12 protein-coding genes are annotated in these 20431 nt (G+C 70.4%); 2 read left to right on the top strand and 10 right to left on the bottom strand.

Annotation, left to right across the window (positions count from 1 at the left end):
- Nucleotides 1-189: 189 nt before the first annotated feature.
- Complete coding sequence (locus TBR22_RS13195; RefSeq protein ID WP_239493458.1) at nt 190-2367, bottom strand: glutamine synthetase III; 2178 nt, start codon at nt 2365-2367, stop codon at nt 190-192.
- Between the two features lie 261 nt (nt 2368-2628).
- Here TBR22_RS13195 and TBR22_RS13190 point away from each other — a divergent pair, with 261 nt between their 5' ends.
- Nucleotides 2629-2928 (top strand): hypothetical protein, encoded by a 300-nt coding sequence (locus TBR22_RS13190; protein ID WP_239493457.1) that lies wholly within the window; start codon nt 2629-2631, stop codon nt 2926-2928.
- Nucleotides 2929-3033: 105 nt separating this feature from the next.
- Here the strand turns inward: TBR22_RS13190 and TBR22_RS13185 are convergent, their stop codons facing one another.
- The 4 genes from TBR22_RS13185 to TBR22_RS13170 all read right to left on the bottom strand — a co-directional run bounded on the left by TBR22_RS13185 (nt 3034) and on the right by TBR22_RS13170 (nt 10389).
- Nucleotides 3034-4983, bottom strand: coding sequence for a hypothetical protein (locus TBR22_RS13185; protein WP_239493456.1), 1950 nt, complete (start codon nt 4981-4983; stop codon nt 3034-3036).
- Nucleotides 4984-5043: 60 nt separating this feature from the next.
- Nucleotides 5044-7422, bottom strand: a complete 2379-nt coding sequence (locus tag TBR22_RS13180; protein ID WP_239493455.1) for a DNA topoisomerase (ATP-hydrolyzing) subunit A — start codon at nt 7420-7422, stop codon at nt 5044-5046.
- A 171-nt stretch (nt 7423-7593) separates the two neighbouring features.
- Nucleotides 7594-8952 (bottom strand): hypothetical protein, encoded by a 1359-nt coding sequence (locus tag TBR22_RS13175; RefSeq protein WP_239493454.1) that lies wholly within the window; start codon nt 8950-8952, stop codon nt 7594-7596.
- A gap of 3 nt (nt 8953-8955) precedes the next feature.
- On the bottom strand, nt 8956-10389 hold the full coding sequence (locus TBR22_RS13170) for an MATE family efflux transporter (protein ID WP_239493453.1): 1434 nt from the start codon (nt 10387-10389) through the stop codon (nt 8956-8958).
- Between the two features lie 134 nt (nt 10390-10523).
- Here TBR22_RS13170 and TBR22_RS13165 point away from each other — a divergent pair, with 134 nt between their 5' ends.
- The gene (locus TBR22_RS13165; RefSeq protein ID WP_239493452.1) at nt 10524-13412 is read left to right on the top strand and encodes a DUF349 domain-containing protein; all 2889 of its coding nucleotides are present in this window, start codon (nt 10524-10526) and stop codon (nt 13410-13412) included.
- 182 nt (nt 13413-13594) lie between these two features.
- On the opposite strand, the gene speA is transcribed toward TBR22_RS13165, so the two are convergent.
- From speA to TBR22_RS13140, 5 genes are all read right to left on the bottom strand, one after another.
- Entirely contained in the window at nt 13595-15541 is a 1947-nt protein-coding gene (gene speA / locus TBR22_RS13160) for a biosynthetic arginine decarboxylase (RefSeq protein WP_239493451.1), read from the bottom strand.
- Nucleotides 15542-15707: 166 nt separating this feature from the next.
- Nucleotides 15708-16100, bottom strand: a complete 393-nt coding sequence (locus TBR22_RS13155) for a polymer-forming cytoskeletal protein (RefSeq protein WP_239493450.1) — start codon at nt 16098-16100, stop codon at nt 15708-15710.
- A gap of 157 nt (nt 16101-16257) precedes the next feature.
- Nucleotides 16258-17622, bottom strand: a complete 1365-nt coding sequence (locus TBR22_RS13150; RefSeq protein ID WP_239493449.1) for an amidohydrolase family protein — start codon at nt 17620-17622, stop codon at nt 16258-16260.
- Nucleotides 17619-19028 (bottom strand): amidohydrolase, encoded by a 1410-nt coding sequence (locus TBR22_RS13145; RefSeq protein WP_239493448.1) that lies wholly within the window; start codon nt 19026-19028, stop codon nt 17619-17621. Before TBR22_RS13145 ends, TBR22_RS13150 begins: the two co-directional genes overlap by 4 nt.
- Nucleotides 19025-20407 (bottom strand): amidohydrolase family protein, encoded by a 1383-nt coding sequence (locus TBR22_RS13140; RefSeq protein ID WP_239493447.1) that lies wholly within the window; start codon nt 20405-20407, stop codon nt 19025-19027. Before TBR22_RS13140 ends, TBR22_RS13145 begins: the two co-directional genes overlap by 4 nt.
- Between the last annotated feature and the right edge of the window lie 24 nt (nt 20408-20431).

The raw sequence follows: 20431 nt of genomic DNA, 5'->3' as shown, positions 1-20431 counted from the left end.
GGGAATCGGGAGTGCCGGCCCGTCTCCCCACAGGATACGGCACAGGCGGATAAAAAGCGAAAGGCGGCCGACGCGAGCGCGTCGACCGCCTGACGAAGCAAGAAGCCAGAAGCGGGGCAGGGGCAGAAGAAGGGGGAAGGGATGCGCCGAGCGCATCCGACTCCCGATTCCCGACTCCCGATTCCCGTTCTACTTGATGAAGAGCATCTCCCGATAGGTCGGCAGCGGCCAGTCGTTGGACGGCACGATCTGCTCGATCGCGTCACCGGTCTCGCGCAGGGCGTTCATCGCCGGGACGATCTTGTCGCGCATGTACTTGGCGTGCTTGTGCGAGTCGCCGTTGCCCTCGTGGGCGAGCGCCTTCACCAGGGCGTCGGTGCGCTGCTTGAAGGTGTCGGTCAGCTTGGTCAGCTCGGTCAGGAGCTTCTTGGCTTCCTTGCTCTGCACGCCGGCGGCCTTGCCCGCCGCGACCGACTGCGCGACCTGGGTCAGGTACGCGAGGGCGGCCGGCAGGATGTACCGGTTGGCCATCAGCACCATGGTCTGCGCCTCGATGTTGATCGCCTTGTTGTAGGCCTCGAAGTTGATCTCGAGGCGCGCCTCGAGCTCGCGCTTGTTGAGGACCTTGTAGTCCTCGAACAGCTTGATGGCCTCGGGCGTGGTCAGCTGCGGCAGGGCATCGACCGTGTTGCGCAGGTTGAGCAGGCCGCGCTTGCCGGCCTCCTTCTGCCACGCCTCGGAATAGCCGTTGCCGTTGAAGATGATCCGCTTGTTCTCCTTGACCAGCTTGACCAGGAGCTTGCCGACCGCGTCCTCGAGCTCGGCGCCCTTCTCGACCGCCTTCTCGAGCTCGGTGGCGATGTAGTCGAGCGACTCGGCGACGGCGACGTTGAGCACGATGTTCGGGAACGCGATGCTCTGGTTGGAGGAGACCGCGCGGAACTCGAACTTGTTGCCGGTGAAGGCGAACGGGCTCGTGCGGTTGCGGTCGCCGGCGTCGCGCGGCAGCTTGGGCAGGACGTCCACGCCGGTCTCGAGCAGGCCGCCGTGCGTGGTGCTGCGCGTCGCGCCCTTCTCGATCTGCTCGAAGATGCTGGTGAGCATGTCGCCGAGGAAGATCGAGATGATCGCCGGCGGCGCCTCGTTGGCGCCGAGGCGGTGGTCGTTGCCGGCGCTGGCGACGCTCATGCGGAGCAGGCCCTGGTACTTGTTGACCGCGCGCATGACGGCGGCGCAGAAGACCAGGAACTGGATGTTGTCGTGCGGCGTGTCGCCCGGGTTCAGGAGGTTGTTGCCCTCGCTGTCGCCCATGCTCCAGTTGACGTGCTTGCCCGAGCCGTTGACGCCCGCAAACGGCTTCTCGTGGAGCAGGCAGGCCAGGCCGTGCTTGGGGGCGACGCGCTTGAGCGTCTCCATGACCATCATCTGGTGGTCGGTGGCGACGTTGGCCTGCTCGAAGATCGGCGCGATTTCGTACTGGCTCGGGGCGACCTCGTTGTGGCGCGTCTTGACCGGCACGCCGATGGCGTAGAGCTCGTCCTCGACCTCGCGCATGCAGGCCAGGACCCGCTCGGGGATCGAGCCGAAGTACTGGTCCTCGAGTTCCTGGCCCTTGGGCGGCTTGGCCCCGAACAACGTGCGGCCGGCGCCGATCAGGTCGGGACGCGAGTAGTAGAAGTTGGCGTCGATCAGGAAGTATTCCTGCTCGGGCCCGCAGGTGGTCATGACGCGATCGGCGGTCGAGCCGAACAGCTTCAGGATGCGCACGGCCTGCTTGGAGAGCGCCTCGATGGAGCGGAGCAGCGGCGTCTTCTTGTCGAGCGACTCACCGGTCCAGCTGACGAACGCGCTCGGGATCACCAGCGTGGTCCCGGAGGCGGTCTTGTAGATCCAGGGCGGGCTGGTCGGGTCCCACGCCGTGTAGCCACGCGCCTCGAACGTGGAGCGCATGCCCCCGGACGGGAACGAGGAGGCGTCGGGCTCGCCCTTGATCAGTTCCTTGCCGCTGAACTCGGTGACGGCCTTGCCCTCGGCGGTGGGCGAGAGGAAGGCGTCGTGCTTCTCGGCGGTGATGCCGGTGAGCGGCTGGAACCAGTGCGTGTAATGGGTGGCGCCGTGCTCGAGCGCCCAGTCCTTCACGGCGACCGCGACGGCATCGGCGACCGACACATCGAGGGCCTCGCCCCGGGTGATGGTGCGGCGCAGGGCCTTGTAGACCGGGCGCGGCAGCTTGATGCGCTGGACGGCGTCGCTGAAGACGAGCCGGCCGAAGTCGTCGGCGGAGCGGGGGGCGGTACGGGACGCTGGGCCCGTGATGGCCCACTCCCGGATGGCGCGAATGGCTTCGCGCGACGCAGCAGAACCCATGGTGATGTGTGCCTCGCGAGGAGAAAAAAGACGGCGCGGGCGCGGCATTGCACCCGACGCGAGTGGCGGCAGTATGCCGTATCCATCACGGTTCAGCAAGGGCGCTGACACGGTTTGTTGAAACGCTAACTTTAAGAGAACAAGTGGATAGAGCCGTCCGCGTCGGAGCGGAAGGGCGACGTGGCCGAGCCGCAGCCACGAGGACCGGGTCGACCTCCGCCAATGGGACGGAAAGTGGCTCCATGCCGCTAGAATGGGCCCGTGACGACCACCAGCCTCAGCCCCCGTGAACGGGCGGCCCAGGACGCGGCGGCCCTCGTGGCCCTGCTGCGGGCCACCCCCACCACCACCGTTTCCACCCAGCTGATCGAACTCGGCGAGCACCTCGAACGGGCGATCCAGGCCTTCCACATGGAGGCGATCCGCTTCCGCGCGTACACGATGAGCCGACTGATCAAGCAGCACGGCAGCGAGCTGCCGGCCGAGGTCGCGCCCCGCATGGAGGCGCTGCTGCACGATCTGGAAGCCGCGGGGTTCCAGACCAAGTCGGTCACGGCCTGAACACGACGGCCTTCGGCGTTCGGCCTTCGGCCTTGGTGGAATCTCGGCATCGCGGCATCGCGGCATTCCTGATCGCCGCCGAGGCCCTCAGGCCCGAGGCGACGGTCAGGGCCGAGGCGGCGGGAACCTGTGGTGGTAGCCCGCGAACTTCTCGTTCACCTGCGTGCGGTCGTCCTTGCCGGTGACCGCCGCGACCGCCGCGATCATGTCGGCAGCCGCATCCCAGCCCACCGAGTTGGTCTCCTCGTAGTGGCCCGCCGGACGGCCCATGGCCTGCCCGTAGCGGCACGATCCGAGGACGGCCTCGCGCGCGGCATCGGGCAGTGACGCCGCGGCGGCCGGATCCTCGACGAGCGCCTTGCAGCGCGCGCCAGCAACGGCATCGGGGAAGTCGATGAGGCCCGCTGCGTGCAAGCGCGCACACGTGCCCGGGCCCGCGAGCTTGTCGGCCACGCACAGCACGCGGTAGTTGTCGAGCGGCAGGATGTACCCGAGTTCGTCGTTGCCCAGCCCGACGGCCCACTTGTGCGTCCCCGGGAGCATGCGCTTGACGTACCCCGGGATGCCGATCCGGTCGGGCGCCACATGGTGCTCGGGCGTCTCGTCGGCCCAGCGTCGTGGGGTCGCCTTGATGGCGCGCGGCAGGCCCATCACCAGTTCCCCGGGCACCTCGCCCGGCAGGAACGCCATCGTGACCTCGCCGATGCGCAGCAGGCTGACGGCCGTGCGCGTGTGGTCGCCCTTGCGGATCGGGCCGACGACCGGGTCGGTCTCCACCGCCCGCTTGTCGTCGACGCACGTGGCGGCGGTCTTGGGCCCGGTCGCCGGGCACGAGAACAGTTCCCCCGGCTTGAAGCCGAGTGCGGCGCGGCCGGACTGCGGGTCGACCACCGCCAGCTTGCGGAAGCCGATGTTGGACATGCGGGTGAAGAACGCCTGGTGCGTCACCGTGAGCGGCCCCGGCGCGAGCGGCCCGGCATCGCGCAGCAGGCCTTCGACGGCGGCGCCCAGTTGCTCGCCGATCAGGATCGCCTTGCGGAAGTTGCGCACCTTGAAGTCCTTGCCGACGCTGCCGGGCGGGACCGCCGCCGGCGGCGGCGTGTAGCCGTCGCCGATCGGGGCCCGCTCGTTCACTTCCCAGACGGGCACGTCGAGTGGCGAGGCCATCGCGCCGACCGCGCCGTTGACGTACACGACTTCGCCGCCGACGCGCCGCCCCAGCCAGCGGGCGAGCGCCCCGGGGTAGTCGGCCGTGAGGTACCGCCCCTGTGCGTCGCAGGCCGCGTCGGCCCAGGCCAGCGTGCGGCACGCAGCGGCGATCCGCTCGCGCGGCGGCGACCAGTTCAGGGTGCTCTCGGGATGGTTGGCCCAGTTGACCAGCGTGGCGATGACGCGCCCGTCGGTGGCACGGGCCTGCAGTACCCCGAGCGTCGGGTCGTACACGCGCAGGCCGCCGAGGTCGCTGCCCCCGAAGTAGTGCACGCCCTCGGCGACCCGCAGGGTGGCCGGCTCGAGCCGCTCGATCGCCTCGCGCACGGCGTCGCGGGCCTGCTCCAGGAACAGGCGGTACCACTCCGGGTTCACGGCGAATGCGGTGTCGGGCCCATGGTGGTTGTGGGTGGCGTGCACCAGCACCTCGACCCGGTCCTTGCGCGCCTCGGGCAGCACTTCCCGGACCATGCGCCGTAGTTCCTCGGCGTCGGGGCGGAACACCATGTACACGTCGGCCGAGACGATCACCACGACACGATCGGCATCGCTGCGCTGCATCGCCAGCGCCCGGACGCGCAGGTCATCGCGCACCCAGTGGGCGTTGTCGCGCCCGTTGCCGACGGTCAGCGGCCCCTGGTCGAACTGCGCGGCGAACACGCCGGGATCGTCGGCGTCGGCATCGGGCGGGAGGCGCTCGGGGGACGCGTAGCCGGTGCCGCCGTCGACCGTCGGCAGGACCGAGCGGCTCGAGGCCCCGACGCGCCAGCCGGTGTCGGGCGGCGCCTCGGGGGCGGGACTACAGGCGGCGAGGATGAAGGCGCACAGGGCGACGACGCGAACCATGGCCCCGATCCTATCGCTCATCACCATGCGAGGCGCGGCGGGGCGGGATGCCCCGCCCGGCTATTCGGCGGGACCGACGACGACCGGCGGCGGCGGCACGATCCGCGTGAAGGTCCCGCGCTGCAGGAGCTCGCGTCCCTTGCCGCCGCGCGAGGTGACCTCGTACTTGGCGGTGCTCACCGTCTGCTCGGCGCCGCGCGAGGTCTCCACGACCATCAGGTCGCGGTCGCCGCGTGAGGCGATGAAGCCGAGCAGGCGATCGCGCGCCGCCTCGATCTTGATCAGGATCACGCCGCGGCCGGGGCCCGACAGCACGTTGACCTCCTCGACGGGGCACAGCATGGCGCGGGCCTCGCGGGTCGCGGCGATGATGGTCTCCTGGCCGGTCACCTGGACGACGCCGACGATCTCCGCGCCGTCCGGCAGCCGCGCGAACTTGCGGCCGGCGCGCGTGCTGGGCTCGAGGTAGGGCTCGAGGCTGAAGCGCAACGCGTAGCCGTCCGAGGTCGCCGCGAGCGCGTGGCGGGGCGGCGTGTCGCCCTCGGTCTTCGCCCGCAGGTCCGGGCTGACGCGCGGGTCGAGGCTCATCACCGCCACCACGCGCTCGCCGTCCTTGAACTTGAAGAGGCGCTGCACCGGCTCGCCGTAGCCGGTCGAGGCCGGCACGTCGACGAACCGGCAGGTGTAGGCGACCCCCAGGGTGGTGAACAGCACCAGCGTCGCGCGCGTGCTGCCGCCGACCGCGGCGAGCACTTCGTCGCCCTCGCGCAGCCGGGTCGTCGCCGGATCCTTGACCTCCTTCTGCCGCTTGATCCAGCCGTCGCGCGATACAACGACGACGTTGTCCTCCTCGATGATGAACGCGTCGGCGTCGTACTCGACGACGTCCTCGTCGCTGGCAAACGTCGTGCGACGGCGATCGGCGCGTGTGTCGCTGTACAGCTTCTGCACCTCGGCGATCTCGTTGCGGACCAGCGTCCAGCGGCCGGCCTCGTCGGCCAGCAAGGCGCGAATCTCGGCCAGCCGCTCGCGCTTGTCGGCCAGCTCGCGCTGCACCACGAGAATCTCGAGGCGCGCCAGGCGGTACACCTTCAGCTCGAGGATCGCGTCGGTCTGCTCCTCGTCAAGGCCGAAGCGCGTGATGATCTTGGCAGCCGCATCGGCCTTGCCGTCCGACTTGCGGACGATGTCCAGGATCTCGTCGAGCGCGTCGAAGACCTTCTCGAAGCCCTCGAGGATGTGCAGCCGCCGGACCAGGGTCGCGGCCTCGTGCTCGAGGCGACGCGCCACCACGTCCATCCGGAAGTGGAGGAAGTGCCAGAGCATCGCCTTGAGGTCGAGTCGCTCCGGACGGCCGATGTCGTCCTGCTCGGTGGGGATCAGGCAGGTGAGGTTGACCCCGAGGCTGATCTGCAGCGGCGTGTGCTTGCACAGGTACGCCATGACCAGCGCCTCGTCGGCGTCGCGCTTGATCTCGAGCTCGACGCGGATGTCGTCGGTGCTGACGTCGCGCACGTCGAGCAGGGGCGGCAGCTTCCGCGACACGACGAGGTCGGCGATGCGCGTGACCAGTTCCGACTTGTCGACCGTGTACGGGATGGCGGTGATCGTCACCACCTTGGTCGCGCGCCCGACCTCGCCCTGCTCCCACATGCCGCGCAGGCGGATCGCCCCGCTGCCGGTGCGGTAGATCTCCTTGAGTTCGTCTGGCGAGTTGAGGATCTGCCCGCCGGTGGGGAAGTCGGGCCCCTTCACGTAGCGGCACAACTGCAGCGTCGTCAGCTCGGGGTTGTCGATCAGGCGCAGCAACGCCGTGCAGACCTCGCCGAGGTGGTGCGGCGGGACGTTGGTCGCCATGCCGACGGCGATGCCCATCGCGCCGTTGATCAGCAGCGTCGGGACGCGCGAAGGCAGCACGACGGGCTCGCTGCGCGTGCCGTCGTAGTTGGGCCGGAACGGCACCGTGTCCTGGTCGAGCTCGGTGAGCAGTTCGTCGCTGATGCGGGCCAGGCGGCACTCGGTGTAACGCATGGCCGCGGCGCCGTCGCCGTCGAGCGAGCCGAAGTTGCCCGAGCCGTCGATCAGCGGGTAGCGCAGCGAGAAGGGCTGCGCCATGCGCACGAGGGTCTCGTACAGGGCGCTGTCGCCGTGCGGGTGGTAGTTGCCCATCACGTCGCCGACCACCTTGGCGCACTTGCGGTGCTTGGCGTCGGCGGTCAGGTTCTGCTGCCACATCGTGTAGAGGATGCGGCGCTGCACCGGCTTGAGGCCGTCGCGCACGTCGGGCAGGGCCCGCGAGGTGATGACCGACAGGGCGTAATTGAGGTAACGGGTCTGGGCGGCCTCGTGCAGCGGCACGACGGTCTCGCCCGGCCCGGAGGGCGGCGTGCCGCCGCCGTCAGGGGACTCGGGCAGGTCGAACAGGTTCGGTTCAGTCATTCAGGGGTTCACTGTCGGCCATCGGCCATCGGCCTTCGGGGCTGGCCGCTGCTTAGGCTACCTCAAGGCGAAGATCGTGCGAAAGCGATTTCATCCGACCGGTCGACGACCCCAAGCCCCAAGGCCCACGGCCCAAGGCCCACGGCCCAAAGCCCACGGCCGACTGTCGGCCTACTCGGCATCCGGCGGGGTGACCCTCGCCATCCAGGTGCGGTAGTCGTCGTAGCCCACGGCCGTCTGACGCTCGTGTGCCCGGGCGAGCAGGGCGTCGGCGGTCGCCGCGGCCAGCGGCCGCTTGCCGTCGAGGAACGTGGTCACCTGAGCGACCGCGGCCTCGGCTCGCGCCTCGGCGCCGGCGGCCACCCCTGACAGGTCGCGCGGGGTGTCCGGGTCCTGGATGCCGAGGTAGTGCTCGATGAGGTATCGCGCGACGTCCTTGGCGTGGAGTTCCGAGGCCTTGATGTTGCCGCGGCCGGTCACCACGTTGCCGACGCCGAAGACGCCGGGCACCGGCGCATACGCCCCGGTGTCCCAGTCGGCGTAGTCGTAGAAGGTGCCTTTCATGACGATGCCCGGCAGCGGCTCGGGAAGGCTGCCGATGGCGCTGACCACCAGCGGACTCCGCAACTCGAAGGTGCGCTCCGGCAGCGGCACGGCCTTGCCGTCGCGCATCTCGGTCTCGACGAACCTCGCGCCGACGACGTGCCCGTCCTCGACGAGCAGCGCCGTGGGCAGCGACATCGGGCGGACGCGGAACAGGAACTTCTCCTGCGCCTTGGCCAGCATCTTCTTGCGTACCGCCTCGATCTTGAGCACCTGGTCCGGCGTGGCGCCCTCGGGGGGCGTGGCCAGCGGCATGTCCTCGACGCGTCGTCGATAGAGCAGCCACGCGTCCTCGACGCCGAGCGCATGCGGGTCGGCGATGCCGTGGGCGGCGCAGGTGGCCGGGATGCCGGCGTGCTCGAGATCGTGCATGGAGACCTCGATGCCGCGCGCCGCCAGCGCCCGCCCGTAGGTCTCGAGCTGGAACACCTTGACGACGTCGATGGAGGCCAGGCCGCCGCCGATGCAGATGGCGCCCGGCGGCACGTCGTAGCGGCGACCGGCATAGCCGGCCTCGCAGGCGTGATTGAACCAGTAGATGAACGGGTTCTGGTAGACGAGCCCGCGGTCGATCCAGCGGTCGGCGTCGGGCACGTCGAGCGGGCGGTCGCGCCAGGCGCCGTTGGCCAGCAGCACCGCGCTGAAGCCCCAGGTGATCACGTCGTCGAAGGTCACGTCGGTGCCGAGGCGGGTGCGGGGCACGAAGTGGACGCCGGGCCTGTCGAGCCGGCCGTCGATGCGGCGGTACTCCATGCGGCGCTGGTCCCGGTGCCAGCGGGGCAGGCCATCCTCGATCTTGCCGTAGGGCCTGGCGTTCTGCTCGAAGACCACGACCTCGACGCCCCTGGCGGCGAGCATGTCGGCCGCCGTCGAGCCGGCGCATGCGCCGCCGAAGATCGCCACCACGTGCCTGTTCGTGTCGCCCATCGCTTACGTGACCTCCGGACGCGACTCGTCGGGCACCCGTTGCCCGAGGTCGACGACGATGCGTTGCCACTTGCCCTGGCGGAACCTGGCGATCGAGAGCAGGCACCGCGTCATGTGCCCGACGACGATGGCCCTCCAGATGTCCACCGGCTCGAACGTGCCGACGCGCTGCCAGAGCGCGCAGAGCCCGAGGGGGATGAGGACCTGCGAGACGATGGAGATGTAGAGCGGGCTGCGCGTGTCGCCGGAGCCCTGGAGCGCCCCGGTGTAGGCCAGCGCGACGGTCACGAACAGGCCCGACACGGCGAGGTGGCGGAGCAGGCTGCGTCCCAGCTCGTCGGTCACCGGATCGGTGACGCCGAAGATCGCCAGCAGCGGCCCCGGAATGGTGAGGAACAGCAAGCCCACCCCGACGGCCACCGCGAAGGCGAGCCGCGAACTGACGCCGACCGCCTGCCAGGCACGGTCGCCCTTGCCGGCGCCGAGGTTCTGGCCGACCACCGCGGCGGTGGCGCCCATCACCCCCACCGAGGTGAACGTGATGAGCGAGAACAGCTCCGTGTAGGAGATGGCGTAGGCGGCCTGGGCGTGGGCGCTCTGGGGCAGGGCGCCGATGTAGCGCAGCAGGAACACGCCGCCGACGTTCATGGCCACGCCCTGGAAGCCGGTCGGCAGGCCGAACTTGAACAGCTGCCGGATGATCGCCCAGTCGGGGCGTAACGCGGTGAGGCTGGGCAGGTGGATGGCGGCCGTGGGCGAGCGCATCGCCGCGAGCCCGAGCGCCGCGACGATGAGCGAAGCCGCGACGGTGCCCATGGCGGCCCCTGTCGCGCCGAAGGCCGGGATCGGCCCGGCGCCCCGGATCAGGACCACGTTGAAGAGCACGTTGAGCGTCGTGAGGATGATCCCGAGGCGCAGCGGCGTGCGCGGATCTCCGGCAGCGCGGAAGGCGCCCCCGAGCAGGAAGAACGTCAGCAGGCCGATGCCGCCGACGAACATGAGCCGCAGGAACGGCAGGGCGGCCTCCCGCACTTCAGGGGCGGCATTGATGAACAGGAGCAGGCGGGGGGAGAGCAGGTAGCCGACCGGCGCCATGATGCCGCCCGCCAGCACGAGCGACACCAGGAAGGCCTGGCCGACCGCATGATCGACGGCGTCGCGATCGCCGGCCCCGGCAAAGCGCGCCACGAGCACGCCCATCCCGGCGTACAACGAGCTGATGAAGACGATGACGACCAGGAAGATCTGCCAGCTGACGCCGATGGCGGCGTTGGCCGTGTAGCCGACGAAGTGGCCCACCAGGGCGTGATCGATGATGCCCTGCAGCCCCCCGATGGCGTTCTGCAGCATCGTCGGCCAGGCGATGCGCCAGACCGCCCGGCCGAGGGACCCCTCGATGATCGAGCGGTCGAAGTGCGTCGGGCGAGGTGGCGGCATGCGGGTACACGATAGCCCGACCGCCGCGACCGGTCGAGGCGTATGCTTCCAGAACGTCGGGATCAGCGGGTAGACTACCGGTTCTGTCGCGCGGCCGCCAGCCGCGCAGGATCCCTTCCGGAGAACGCGCAGCCATGTCCCTCTTCGATCGCTTCCGGCAGCCCAAGTGGAAGCATGCCGATGCGGCCGTCAGGCTCGAGGCAGTCAACGAGCTCGGTGACGACGCCCAGGACGTGCTGCGCACGCTGGCGCGCGAGGACGCCGACCCCGGCGTGCGGCGCCGGGCGGTCGCCCGCGTCGAGGACATCGCGACGCTGGCCAGCGTCGCCCGTGGCGACATGGACGAAGGCGTCCGGGCCGAGGCGCGCAAGCTGCTGATGGACCTGGCCACCGACGGGGGCGACGAGGCCGAGGGGCTGCAGGCGCTGGCCGGCCTGGACGACGAACGCGACCTGGCGGTGATTGCCCGCACGACGGAGGCCGAGGCAGTGGGGCTCGCCGCGCTGCGCCGGCTTTCGGCACCGCGCCTGGTGGGGAGCGTCGCCGGCCGGGCCGTTGCCAGCGGCATCCGTCTCGCGGCGCTGGCGCTGATTGCCGACCCGGCCGAGCGTCTCCTGGTGGCGCTCAACAGCGAGCACAAGGACGTGGCGCTCTCGGCGCTGGAGTCGCTGTCGGATGCCGACGCGCTCGAGCAGGTGGCCAACCGCGCCAAGAACAAACTGGTGGCGCGGCGGGCCCGGGCGCGACTGCGCGAGCAGCAGCCGGCGCCGGTCGAGGCGCCGGCCCCGGCGGGCGAGTTGAGCCGCGAACGCCTGTGCGACATGGTCGAGGGCCTGGTGCATGACGTGCGGCCCGAGGCGATCCAGGCGCCGCTGGATGCGGCCATCGAGGCGTGGCAGCAGTTGACGCCCGGCGACGGTGATGCGTCGCTGCTGCAGACCCGCTTCGACGCTGCCGTGGCGGCGGCGCGGGCACGGCTGGAACAGCTGCTGGCCGAAGCCGCGGCGGCGCGCGCCGAGGCGGAGGCACGCGCGGCGCAGGATGCGGGGCGCGTCGAGGTGTGCGCGACGCTGGAGGGGTACGCCGGCGACGACATCGAGGACGCCGTCACGGCGGCGCAGGCCGCATGGGGGGCGCTGGACGCCGAGCACGAGCCGGGCAGCGACGCCGTCAACCAGCGGTTCCTGGCGGCGATCGCGGCGCAGCGCGCACGCCTGGCGGCGCGGCTGGCCAACGCCGAACGTCATGCGCAACTGGCGGCGCTAGCCGAGGAGGCCGAGCAGCTGGCCTCCGACGACGATCTGGCGAGCGCGCACAAGCGCTGGGCCGACCTGCTGAAGCGCTGGACGTCGCTGGCGCAGGACGGCACGGCCGTCGATCCGGTGCTGGTGTCGCGCGTCAAGGCGGCCGAAGGCACGATCGCGACGCGCACCGCCGCAGTTCGCGAACAGGAGTCGGCCGCGCGGGCCGAGAATCTCAAGCGTGCCCTCGAGTCGGTCGAGCGCCTCGAGGCGGTGGCGGCCCGCGAGGACTTGCCCCTCAAGGACGCCGATCAGGCGTTGCGCGACGCTCGCACGACCGCCGAGCAGTTGGGCGCGTTGCCGTCGCGTGACGATCAGTCCGGTGTGGTCGAGCGACTGAAGAAGGTGCAGGCGCGGCTGATGGACGTGGTCCGCGACCTGCGCAGCGCCGACGACTGGAAGCGCTGGGCCAATGCCACCGTGCAGCAGGAGCTGTGCGAGAAGGTCGAAGCGCTCGCCCAGGTGGAGGCGCTGGCCGAGGTCGCCAGGCAACTCAAGGATCTGCGGGCCCATTGGAAACAGGCCAGTGCGGGCCCCCGCGGTGCGGAGGGCGACGCGCTGTGGCAGCGGTTCAAGGCCGGCGCCGACGCCGCGCAGGCCCGTGCCGACGCCTGGTTCGCGCAGCGGCAGGTCGAGGACGCGGCCGTGCTGCAGGAGAAGGCGCAGCTGGCCGAGCAGGCCGAAGCGCTGTCGGAGTCCTCCGACTGGCTCAAGACGGCCGATGCGCTCAAGGCGCTGCAGCAGCGCTGGAACAGCCTCGGGCATGCGCCCCGTGGCGAGGAAGGCAAGGCGCTGAACAACCGCTTCCGCGCCGCGTGCGACCGGTTCTTCACCCGCCGGAAGGAAGATCTGGCGCAGCGCAAGGACGTGTGGAGCGCCAACCAGGCAGTCAAGGAAGACCTGATCGCGCAGGCCGAGGCGATCGCCGACTCGACCGACTGGCAGGCCGGCGTCGAGAAGATCAAGGCGCTGCAGGCCTCGTGGAAGGCCAGCGGGCCGGTGAAGCGCCAGAAGTCCGAGCAGCTGTGGCTGAAGTTCCGGGCCGCGTGCGATCGCTTCTTCGAGCGCTACAAGAACCGCCATCAGGTGGAGTTCGACAGCCGGCGCGTCGGTCGCGAACAGGCGCTGGCCGATTTCGAGGCGCTTGCCGCTGCCGAGGGCGAGGCGCAGGACGGCGCCGCGGTGCTGGCCAGGGCCGAGCAGGCCTGGCACGCCTGGCGTTCGGGCCCGCCGCTGCCGCGCGACGTGGTGACTCCGATGCAGGACCGTTTCGCCGCGGCCGCCGCGACGCTGCTCGAACGCTATCCGGAGGCGTTCCGCCACTCGATCTTCGACCCGTCCACGACGCGGGGGCGCATGACCGAGCTGGTGCAGCAGGTCGAGCAGCTCGGCGTGCCGCAGCAGGCGCCGCAGGCGGCGGTGCAGGCCGCGCCTGCCGCGGCGCTGGCGACCATGCTCAAGGAAGCGCTGGCGTCCAACACCATCGGCGGTCGCGTCGACGACCAGACCAAGCGGCGCGCTGCCCAGGAGTCGGTGCGCGTGGCACGCAACGCCTGGAGCCGCCTCGGTCCGCTGGGCGGCCCCGAGGCCGCCGAGCTCGAACGCCGCTTCGCCGCCGCCTGCCGACGGTTCGACGACCCGCGAGAGGAGCGCGGCGAGCGCCGCGGCCCCAGACCGCCGCGCGGGCCGCGTGAAGAGAAGGGGAGAAGAGTAGAAGGGTAGAAGGAAAGAAGGCAGGGCGGGAAGGTCGAAGGCCTCGAAGGGCGAAGGAGGGAAGTCAGGACGGTCGAAGGGCGCGAGCCCTCCGCTCTGACTTTCCACCTTCGCCCTTCGTCTCTTGGTGGCCCTTCGTCCTTCCCGCTCTGTCTTCTTCCCTTCTACCCTTCTTTCCTTCTTACCTTGCTCTACCTGTCGTTCGGGTCTTCCAGGTACGTGTACCCGTGCAGACCCTCCTCGTAGAACCTGAGGAGGCGACCCGATTCGAGGTAGTCGAGGCGGCCGGCGCGGACCGCGGCCTCGACGTCCATCCGCATCTTGCCGAGCAGGTGCTCGACGTCGAACTCGACGTAATCGAGCACTTCCTTCACCGTGTCGCCCTTGATCACCGCGTCGAGGACGACCTCCTGCTTGTCGTTCAGCGTCACGTGCACCGCGTGCGTGTCGCCGAACAGGTTGTGCAGGTCGCCGAGGATCTCCTGGTAGGCGCCGACCATGAACACGCCGAGCAGGTAGGGCTCGTCCTTGATCGTGTGCAGCGGCAGCGTCTTCTTGACGTCGCGCCGATCGATGAACTGGTCGATCTTGCCGTCGGAGTCGCACGTGATGTCGCCGAGCACCGCATGCTGCGTCGGGCGCTCGTCGAGGCGGTGGATCGGCATCACCGGGAACAGCTGCCCGATCGCCCAGCTGTCGGGGATGGACTGGAACAGGGAGAAGTTGCAGAAGTACGTGTCCGACAGCATCTCGTCGAGCGACTGCAGGTCCTCGGGCACGTGGTCGAGGCCCGACACGAGCTTCTGCAGCTTGACGCAGATGTGCCAGTACAGGTTCTCGGCATGGCACCGCTGCTCGAGCGACAGGTAGCCGGCCGAGAACAGGTTCATCGCCATGTCGAGCGCCGCCTGCGCGTCGTGGTAGCTCTCGAGGGCATTGCGGCCGGTGAGGTTGCGCAGCGTCTCGATCAGGTCGGCCACCGGCTGCTCGAGATCGTCGGTGACGTCCTCGGGCACCCGCTCCTCGCCGAACTCCGAGACGCCCAGCACGTTGAACACCAGCAGGCTGTGGTACGCCGCGATGGCGCGGCCGCTCTCGGAGACGATCGTCGGGTGCGGCACCGACATCTCGTCGCAGATCTGCTGCAGGTGGTACACCACGTCGTTGGCGTACTCCTGCAGGGTGTAGTTCATGCTCGACTCGAAGTTGGTCTGCGAGCCGTCGTAGTCGACGCCGAGGCCGCCGCCCACGTCCATGTACTCGAGGCCGGCGCCGAGCTTGTGCAGCTCGCAGTAGATGCGCGCCGCCTCGACCAGCGCGCCCTTGACGATGCGGATGTTCGGGATCTGGCTGCCCAGGTGGAAGTGCAGCAGCTTGAAGCAGTCGCCCATGCCGCGTGACTTGAGCTCGTCCAGGCCGCGCATGATCTCGGTGACCGTCAGGCCGAACTTCGATCGATAGCCGCCCGAGCTCTGCCACCGGCCACTGCCGCGCGCGGCCAGCTTCACGCGGAAGCCGATCTGCGGGCGCACGCCGACCTTCTCGGCATAGTCGAGGATCAGCTGCAGCTCGGTGTACTTCTCGACGACGGGGATGATGTTGCGCCCGATCTTCTGGGCCAGCATCGCCATCTCGATGAACTCGGCGTCCTTGAAGCCGTTGCAGATGATCGGCGTGTCGTTGGAGGCCAGGGCTGCGACCGCCATCAGTTCGGGCTTGCTGCCCGCCTCGATGCCGAAGTTGTAGGGGCGCCCGAACTCGAGCACCTCCTCGACCACCTGCCGCTGCTGGTTCACCTTGATCGGGTACACGCACGTGTACTTGCCCGTGTACTGATGCTGCTGGATCGCGGCCTGGAAGGCCTCGTGGATGTCGCCCAGCCGGTGCTTCAGGATGTCGGGGAAGCGGACCAGGATGGGCAGGTTGATCCCACGCATCTGGAGCCGATCCATCAACTCCTTCAGGTCGATCGCCCGCGAGCGGTCCTTGGTCGGGTGCACCAGCACGTGGCCGTTCGCCCCGATCGAGAAATAGCCGTTGCCCCAGCGATCGATGTCGTACAACTCGGACGCGTCGACGGCGTTCCAGGAGTCGGTGGCGCTGGTGCCCGGCAGGGCGCGAGGCGAGACCGTGGTCATCCCGCCATCATAGGGCAATTGATCGGCAGTGGGCAGTCGGCGGGTCGGCAGTGGCTGTCACACGCGGCGTCCAGGGCGTAACCCGCGAGCCTCGCAGGCACCGCGGCCGTGGCATCCGATGCTCCGACTGCCCACCGCCGACTGCCGATTGCCGGCGGCGACGTCGTCACTTCTGCTTCCGGTACTGCGCGACGCGCACCGCGGCGTCGACGCTGCGCGTCTCGACCTTGGCGTTGACGATGCCGCCCTCCTCGAGCACCAGGCGGGGCGCGGCGATCTGGCCCTGCACGCGCGCGCCCTTGCGGATGTCGACGATCTCGGTCGCGGTGAACTTGCCGGAGGCCTCGCCGAGCACGGTCACGTCGCGCGCCAGCACGTCGGCCTCGACGTGCGCATCGGCCTCGAGGCGGACGCAGTGGTCGGGCGCGGCCAGGTGGCCGCGCAGGGTGCCGTGGATCGACAGGTCCTCCTCGGCGCTCACCGAGCCGGTGATCACGACGGTGGGACCGAGGACGGACGGACGGGAGTCGGGCGACGAGGGCGTGGGCTGCGTGGACATCTGGGTGTCGGGCGTCGATGCGAGGGTCGGGGCGTCACTCGGCACGCGAGCGACGCGCGACCCCGACACGGCATCGTAGCCGCTTGGCCGCCGGGAGGGAAGGGACGGCGCTGCGGCCGGGCCGGCGTCGCGGCGCCGACCCGAGCATGGGAGCGCCCTACCTGGTCATCGGACGCGGCCGGTTCCGGTACTTCTCGTAGAGCTCCGTGTGACGTGAGGTGAGTGGCACCGGCACGCCCTTGATGAACACGTGCGTGATCGCGCTGCGGATCTCGAGCGGATCGCCGCGGGTGACGACCAGGTTGGCCACCTTGCCGGGCTCGATGGATCCGACCTGGCCGTCGAGTCCGAGGATCGTCGCCGGCGCGAGCGTGATCGCCTTCAACGCCACGTCGCGCGGCAGGCCGAAGCCCACGGCCGTGCCGATCTCGTACGGCAGGTTCCGGGCGTCCGACGAGCTGTAGGTGGACAGGGCAAACGTCACGCCGGCCTTGTGCAGCAGGCCCGGCGCGCTCATCGTCGTGTCGTACGGATCGTCGTCGGAGGTCGGCAGGGCCTGTGTCGGGCCGAGGATGACCGGCACCTGCTTGTCGGCCAGCCACGCCGCGACCTTCCAGGCCTCGGCCGCGCCGACCAGCACCATCTTCTGCTTGTGCGTGTCGACGAAGAACGCGACCGCGTCGCGGATGTCGCGCTCGCGGTCGGCGCGCACGAGCCACGGCCGCTCACCGGCCACCACCGGCGCGAGCGCCTCGAGCTTCGAGTTGCGCTCGACCCGATCGCCGCCCGCGAGGCGGGCCGCGCGGTAGTCGCGCGCATCGGCGATCCAGCGCGCCAGCTCGCGCACCTGTCTGGCCTGCTCGTCGCGGGCCTCCCGGTACGGGCGCGTGCGCAGCGTGAACGTCGAGGTGTCGAACGTCCTGCCGCCGACGGTCGGCCAGCTCACCACCATCCCGACCGAGCGACGCAGCAGCATCTCCTCGATTGTCCAGCCGTCGAGATGGATCGCCGACGCCTGCCCGCCGATCACCGGGCCACCGCCGCCTGCGCCGGGCGCCGCCACGGCGTGCGTGATGCCGTTCACGCGCGCCACCGGGATGTGCTCGGTCGCCGGGTGAATCGCCGTCGCCGCGTCGATCTGCGGCGTGAACGCGCCGACTTCGGTGACGTCGTTGGTGGCCGACGCGGCGCCGATCTCGGTGAGGCCGATCTGGCTCATCGCATCGAAGAAGCCGGGCGAGACCTCGAGGCCCTTGCCGTCGATGATCTCGGCGCCGGCGGGCACCGGCGCGGTGGCGCCGACCGACAGGATGCGCCCGTCGGCGATGACCACGGTGGCGTTCTCGATGACGGGCCCCGACACGGTGTGCACGCGGGCACCGCGGATGGCCCAGGCGGTGGCCGGCGCCTGGGCGCGAGCCCCGACCACCACCACCACCGCCATCAGCGCCACGATCAACGCGGCGCGTGCGGGCCGGCGCAGCCTGGTGGTGCCGTGCCGCAGGTGGGTCGTGCGAGTCATCGGTGATCCTCCACGGCAGGAGTGGTTGCGGGCTTCGGGGTCGTGTCAGGGGCCGAGGGACGGGCGGGAGGCGCCGACGTCTTCTCCTTGTCCTTCAGCTCCTGCTTGCGTCGGGCGCGGACGTCGCGCTGCTGGAGATCCTTCTGGCGGTCGAAGTAGACGACGCCGTCGATGAAGACCTGCTGGGGCACGGCATACGTGCTGAGCGGGTGCGCGTCGTAGACGATCAGGTCGGCATCCTTGCCGACCTCGAGCGAGCCGACTCGCTTGTCGATGCCGAGCTGCCGGGCCGGGTTGATGGTGATCATCCGGAGGGCCTGCTCCTCGGTCATGCCGCCGTACTTGATGGTCTTGGCGGCCTCCTGGTTCAGGTGCCGGTGCTCCTCGGCGCTGTCGGAGTTGATCGACACCAGGACGCCGCGCTCGGTCATGATCGCCGCATTGTGCGGAATGGCATCGTAGGCCTCGAACTTGTAGGCCCACCAGTCGGAGAAGGTCGAGGCGCCAGCGCCGTGCCTCGCGATCTCGTCGGCCACCTTGTAGCCCTCGAGCACGTGCTGCAACGTCGCGATGCGGAACCCGAACTCCTCGGCCAGGCGCAGCAACTGCAGGATCTCGTCGGCGCGATACGAGTGCGCGTGGACGAGGCGCTTGCCCTCGAGGATCTCGACGAGCGGTTCGAGCTTCAGGTCGCGCCGCGGCGGCTGGGCGGTGCGGTCGCCGGCCTTGACCGCCGCCTCGTGCGCCTTCCACGCCGCCTGGTACGCACGCGCCTCGACGAATGCCTCGCGGATCACGTCGATCACGCCCATGCGCGTGGCGGGATAGCGTCGCTCCGATGACCCCGCGCCGCCGCCGCTGTTGGACCGCTTCGGGTTCTCGCCGAGCGCGAACTTGATCCCCGGCGGTGCGCCCTCGAACAGCAGCGCGCGGGCGTCCTTGCCCCACCGCAGCTTGATCACGGCGTTCTTGCCGCCGATCGCGTTGGCGCTCCCGTGCAGCACGTTGGCGGTCGTCACACCCCCCGCCAGGCCACGGTAGATGTCGATGTCGTCGGGATTGAGCACGTCCTCGGTGCCGACCATCGAGGTGACCGACAGGCTCGACTCGTTGACGGCGCCGTCGATCGCGATGTGGCTGTGCGCGTCGATGATCCCGGGCATCACGTACCGACCGGCGGCGTCGATCTCGGTGGCCCCGCGCGGCACGTCGACGTTGGCGCCGATCGCCGCGATCCGCCCGTTGCGGACCAGGATGGTGCCCTTCTCGATCGTCCCCTTGGTGATGGTGAGGATGGTCGCATTGCGGATGACCGTCACCTGCGACGAGGACTGCGCCGCCGCCGGCGAGGGCGCGAGCGCCACGGCCAGGGCTGCACAGAGCGCGAGGGTGGTCACGCGGATCATCGGTGGTCTCCTTCGCCCGGCCGCGGGGTGGCCTCGCGGGGGCCGCCGGCCGCGGGCGGCGTCTCGGCGGGCACGTCGAAGCGGCGACCGTCGACGAAGACGTGCCTGATCGCGGGCTTGTCGCCGAGCAGGTCGCCCTGCACCACCACGAGGTTGGCCACCTTGCCCGCCTCGAGGCTGCCGAGCCGATCCTGCACGCCGAAGATCTGCGCGGCATCGAGCGTGAGCGCCCGCAGGGCGGCGTCGGCCGACAGGCCGGCCTTCACGGCCTTGCGGATGTTGGCGAGGAACTCGCCGGGCGTCGCGAGCCCGTCGGAGTAGAAGGCGAACGGCACCTTCTGCTCGGCGAGCGCCCTCGGCGCGGCGGGTGCGCGGTCGCGCAATTCGAGCGCTTCCAGCAACTCGTCGGCGTCCGGATCGGCGTCGCGCGGCTTCTCCGGCCAGCGCGCGCTCACCAGCACCGGCACCCGGGCCTTCGCCAGCCGCGGCGCCGCCTCGGCGCCGCCATGGGCGCCGTAGATCACGGTCGGGACGTCGAGCTCCCGCCCCAGCGCCAGCGCCCGATCGATCTCCCGCGTGCGCACGGCAGGAAGCAGCACTGGCATCTTCGCCTGCAGGACTTGCTGGAGGGCGAGGGTGGCACGGTCGTGGTCGGGGCGTGCCTTGCCGCGCGGGTCCTGGTCGTACCGACGCTGCCGCTCCGCGCCGTCGCGCGTGTCGAGGAACAACTGCCGCACGTAGGCGATCACGCCCATCGGCGATCCCGGGAAGGTGAGTCCGCCGGCGGGAGGCGACAGCGAGACCGGCAGGGCGGCCGCGCTGCGGACGATGACGTCCTCACGGCGCTCGCCGCTCAGGTTCACGACCGCCGCCTGGCCGGGAAAGATGCCGCCCCGCGGCGCCGTCACCACCGTGGTCACGCCGCCGGTGCGCCACGTCTCGATGCGGCGGTCGTCGGCGCGGAACTCGTCGGCGGCCTGAATCCACGGGGTGGTGCCGGGACGATCCTCGGGACCGCGCACCGCGCGGGCCGGTGGGCGTGCTGCCGCGGGACCAGTCGTCGGCCCCGTGGCCGGCACGGCGCCGACCGCCGCGCCGACGCCGACGTCCGACAGGGCGTCGATCAGGCCCGGGTAGACCGTGAGCCCGGCGCCATCCATGACGATCGCCTCGGCGGGCACGTCCACGCGCGGGCCCACGGCCGTGATCACGCCGTTGGCCAGGACGATGGTGCCGCGCTCGATGGGCGCGCCCGACACGGGCACGATGCGGGCATTGCGGATGGCGATGGGCGCGACGGGCTGGGCCTGCGCGCCGGCCGACGCCAGCACGCACCACACCCCCGCCGCCGCGATGCGCAGGTGCGCAGCGATGACCAACGGAGCCTCCTGTGACGACAACGA

It is taken from the genome of Luteitalea sp. TBR-22 (assembly GCF_016865485.1).
In the GTDB taxonomy this organism is placed as follows: Bacteria; Acidobacteriota; Vicinamibacteria; order Vicinamibacterales; family Vicinamibacteraceae; genus Luteitalea.
Note: the sequence above shows the minus strand (reverse complement) of the source record. Positions and strands in the feature narration are given on the sequence as shown.

Excerpts from the sequence above, each read along its gene's own strand:
- TBR22_RS13195 (WP_239493458.1), bottom strand. The coding sequence starts at position 2,367 with ATGGGTTCTGCTGCGTCGCGCGAAGCCATTCGCGCCATCCGGGAGTGG.
- TBR22_RS13185 (WP_239493456.1), bottom strand. The coding sequence starts at position 4,983 with ATGGTTCGCGTCGTCGCCCTGTGCGCCTTCATCCTCGCCGCCTGTAGT.
- TBR22_RS13180 (WP_239493455.1), bottom strand. The coding sequence starts at position 7,422 with ATGACTGAACCGAACCTGTTCGACCTGCCCGAGTCCCCTGACGGCGGC.
- TBR22_RS13175 (WP_239493454.1), bottom strand. The coding sequence starts at position 8,952 with ATGGGCGACACGAACAGGCACGTGGTGGCGATCTTCGGCGGCGCATGC.
- TBR22_RS13170 (WP_239493453.1), bottom strand. The coding sequence starts at position 10,389 with ATGCCGCCACCTCGCCCGACGCACTTCGACCGCTCGATCATCGAGGGG.
- TBR22_RS13165 (WP_239493452.1), top strand. The coding sequence starts at position 10,524 with ATGTCCCTCTTCGATCGCTTCCGGCAGCCCAAGTGGAAGCATGCCGAT.
- speA (WP_239493451.1), bottom strand. The coding sequence starts at position 15,541 with ATGACCACGGTCTCGCCTCGCGCCCTGCCGGGCACCAGCGCCACCGAC.
- TBR22_RS13155 (WP_239493450.1), bottom strand. The coding sequence starts at position 16,100 with ATGTCCACGCAGCCCACGCCCTCGTCGCCCGACTCCCGTCCGTCCGTC.
- TBR22_RS13150 (WP_239493449.1), bottom strand. The coding sequence starts at position 17,622 with ATGACTCGCACGACCCACCTGCGGCACGGCACCACCAGGCTGCGCCGG.
- TBR22_RS13145 (WP_239493448.1), bottom strand. The coding sequence starts at position 19,028 with ATGATCCGCGTGACCACCCTCGCGCTCTGTGCAGCCCTGGCCGTGGCG.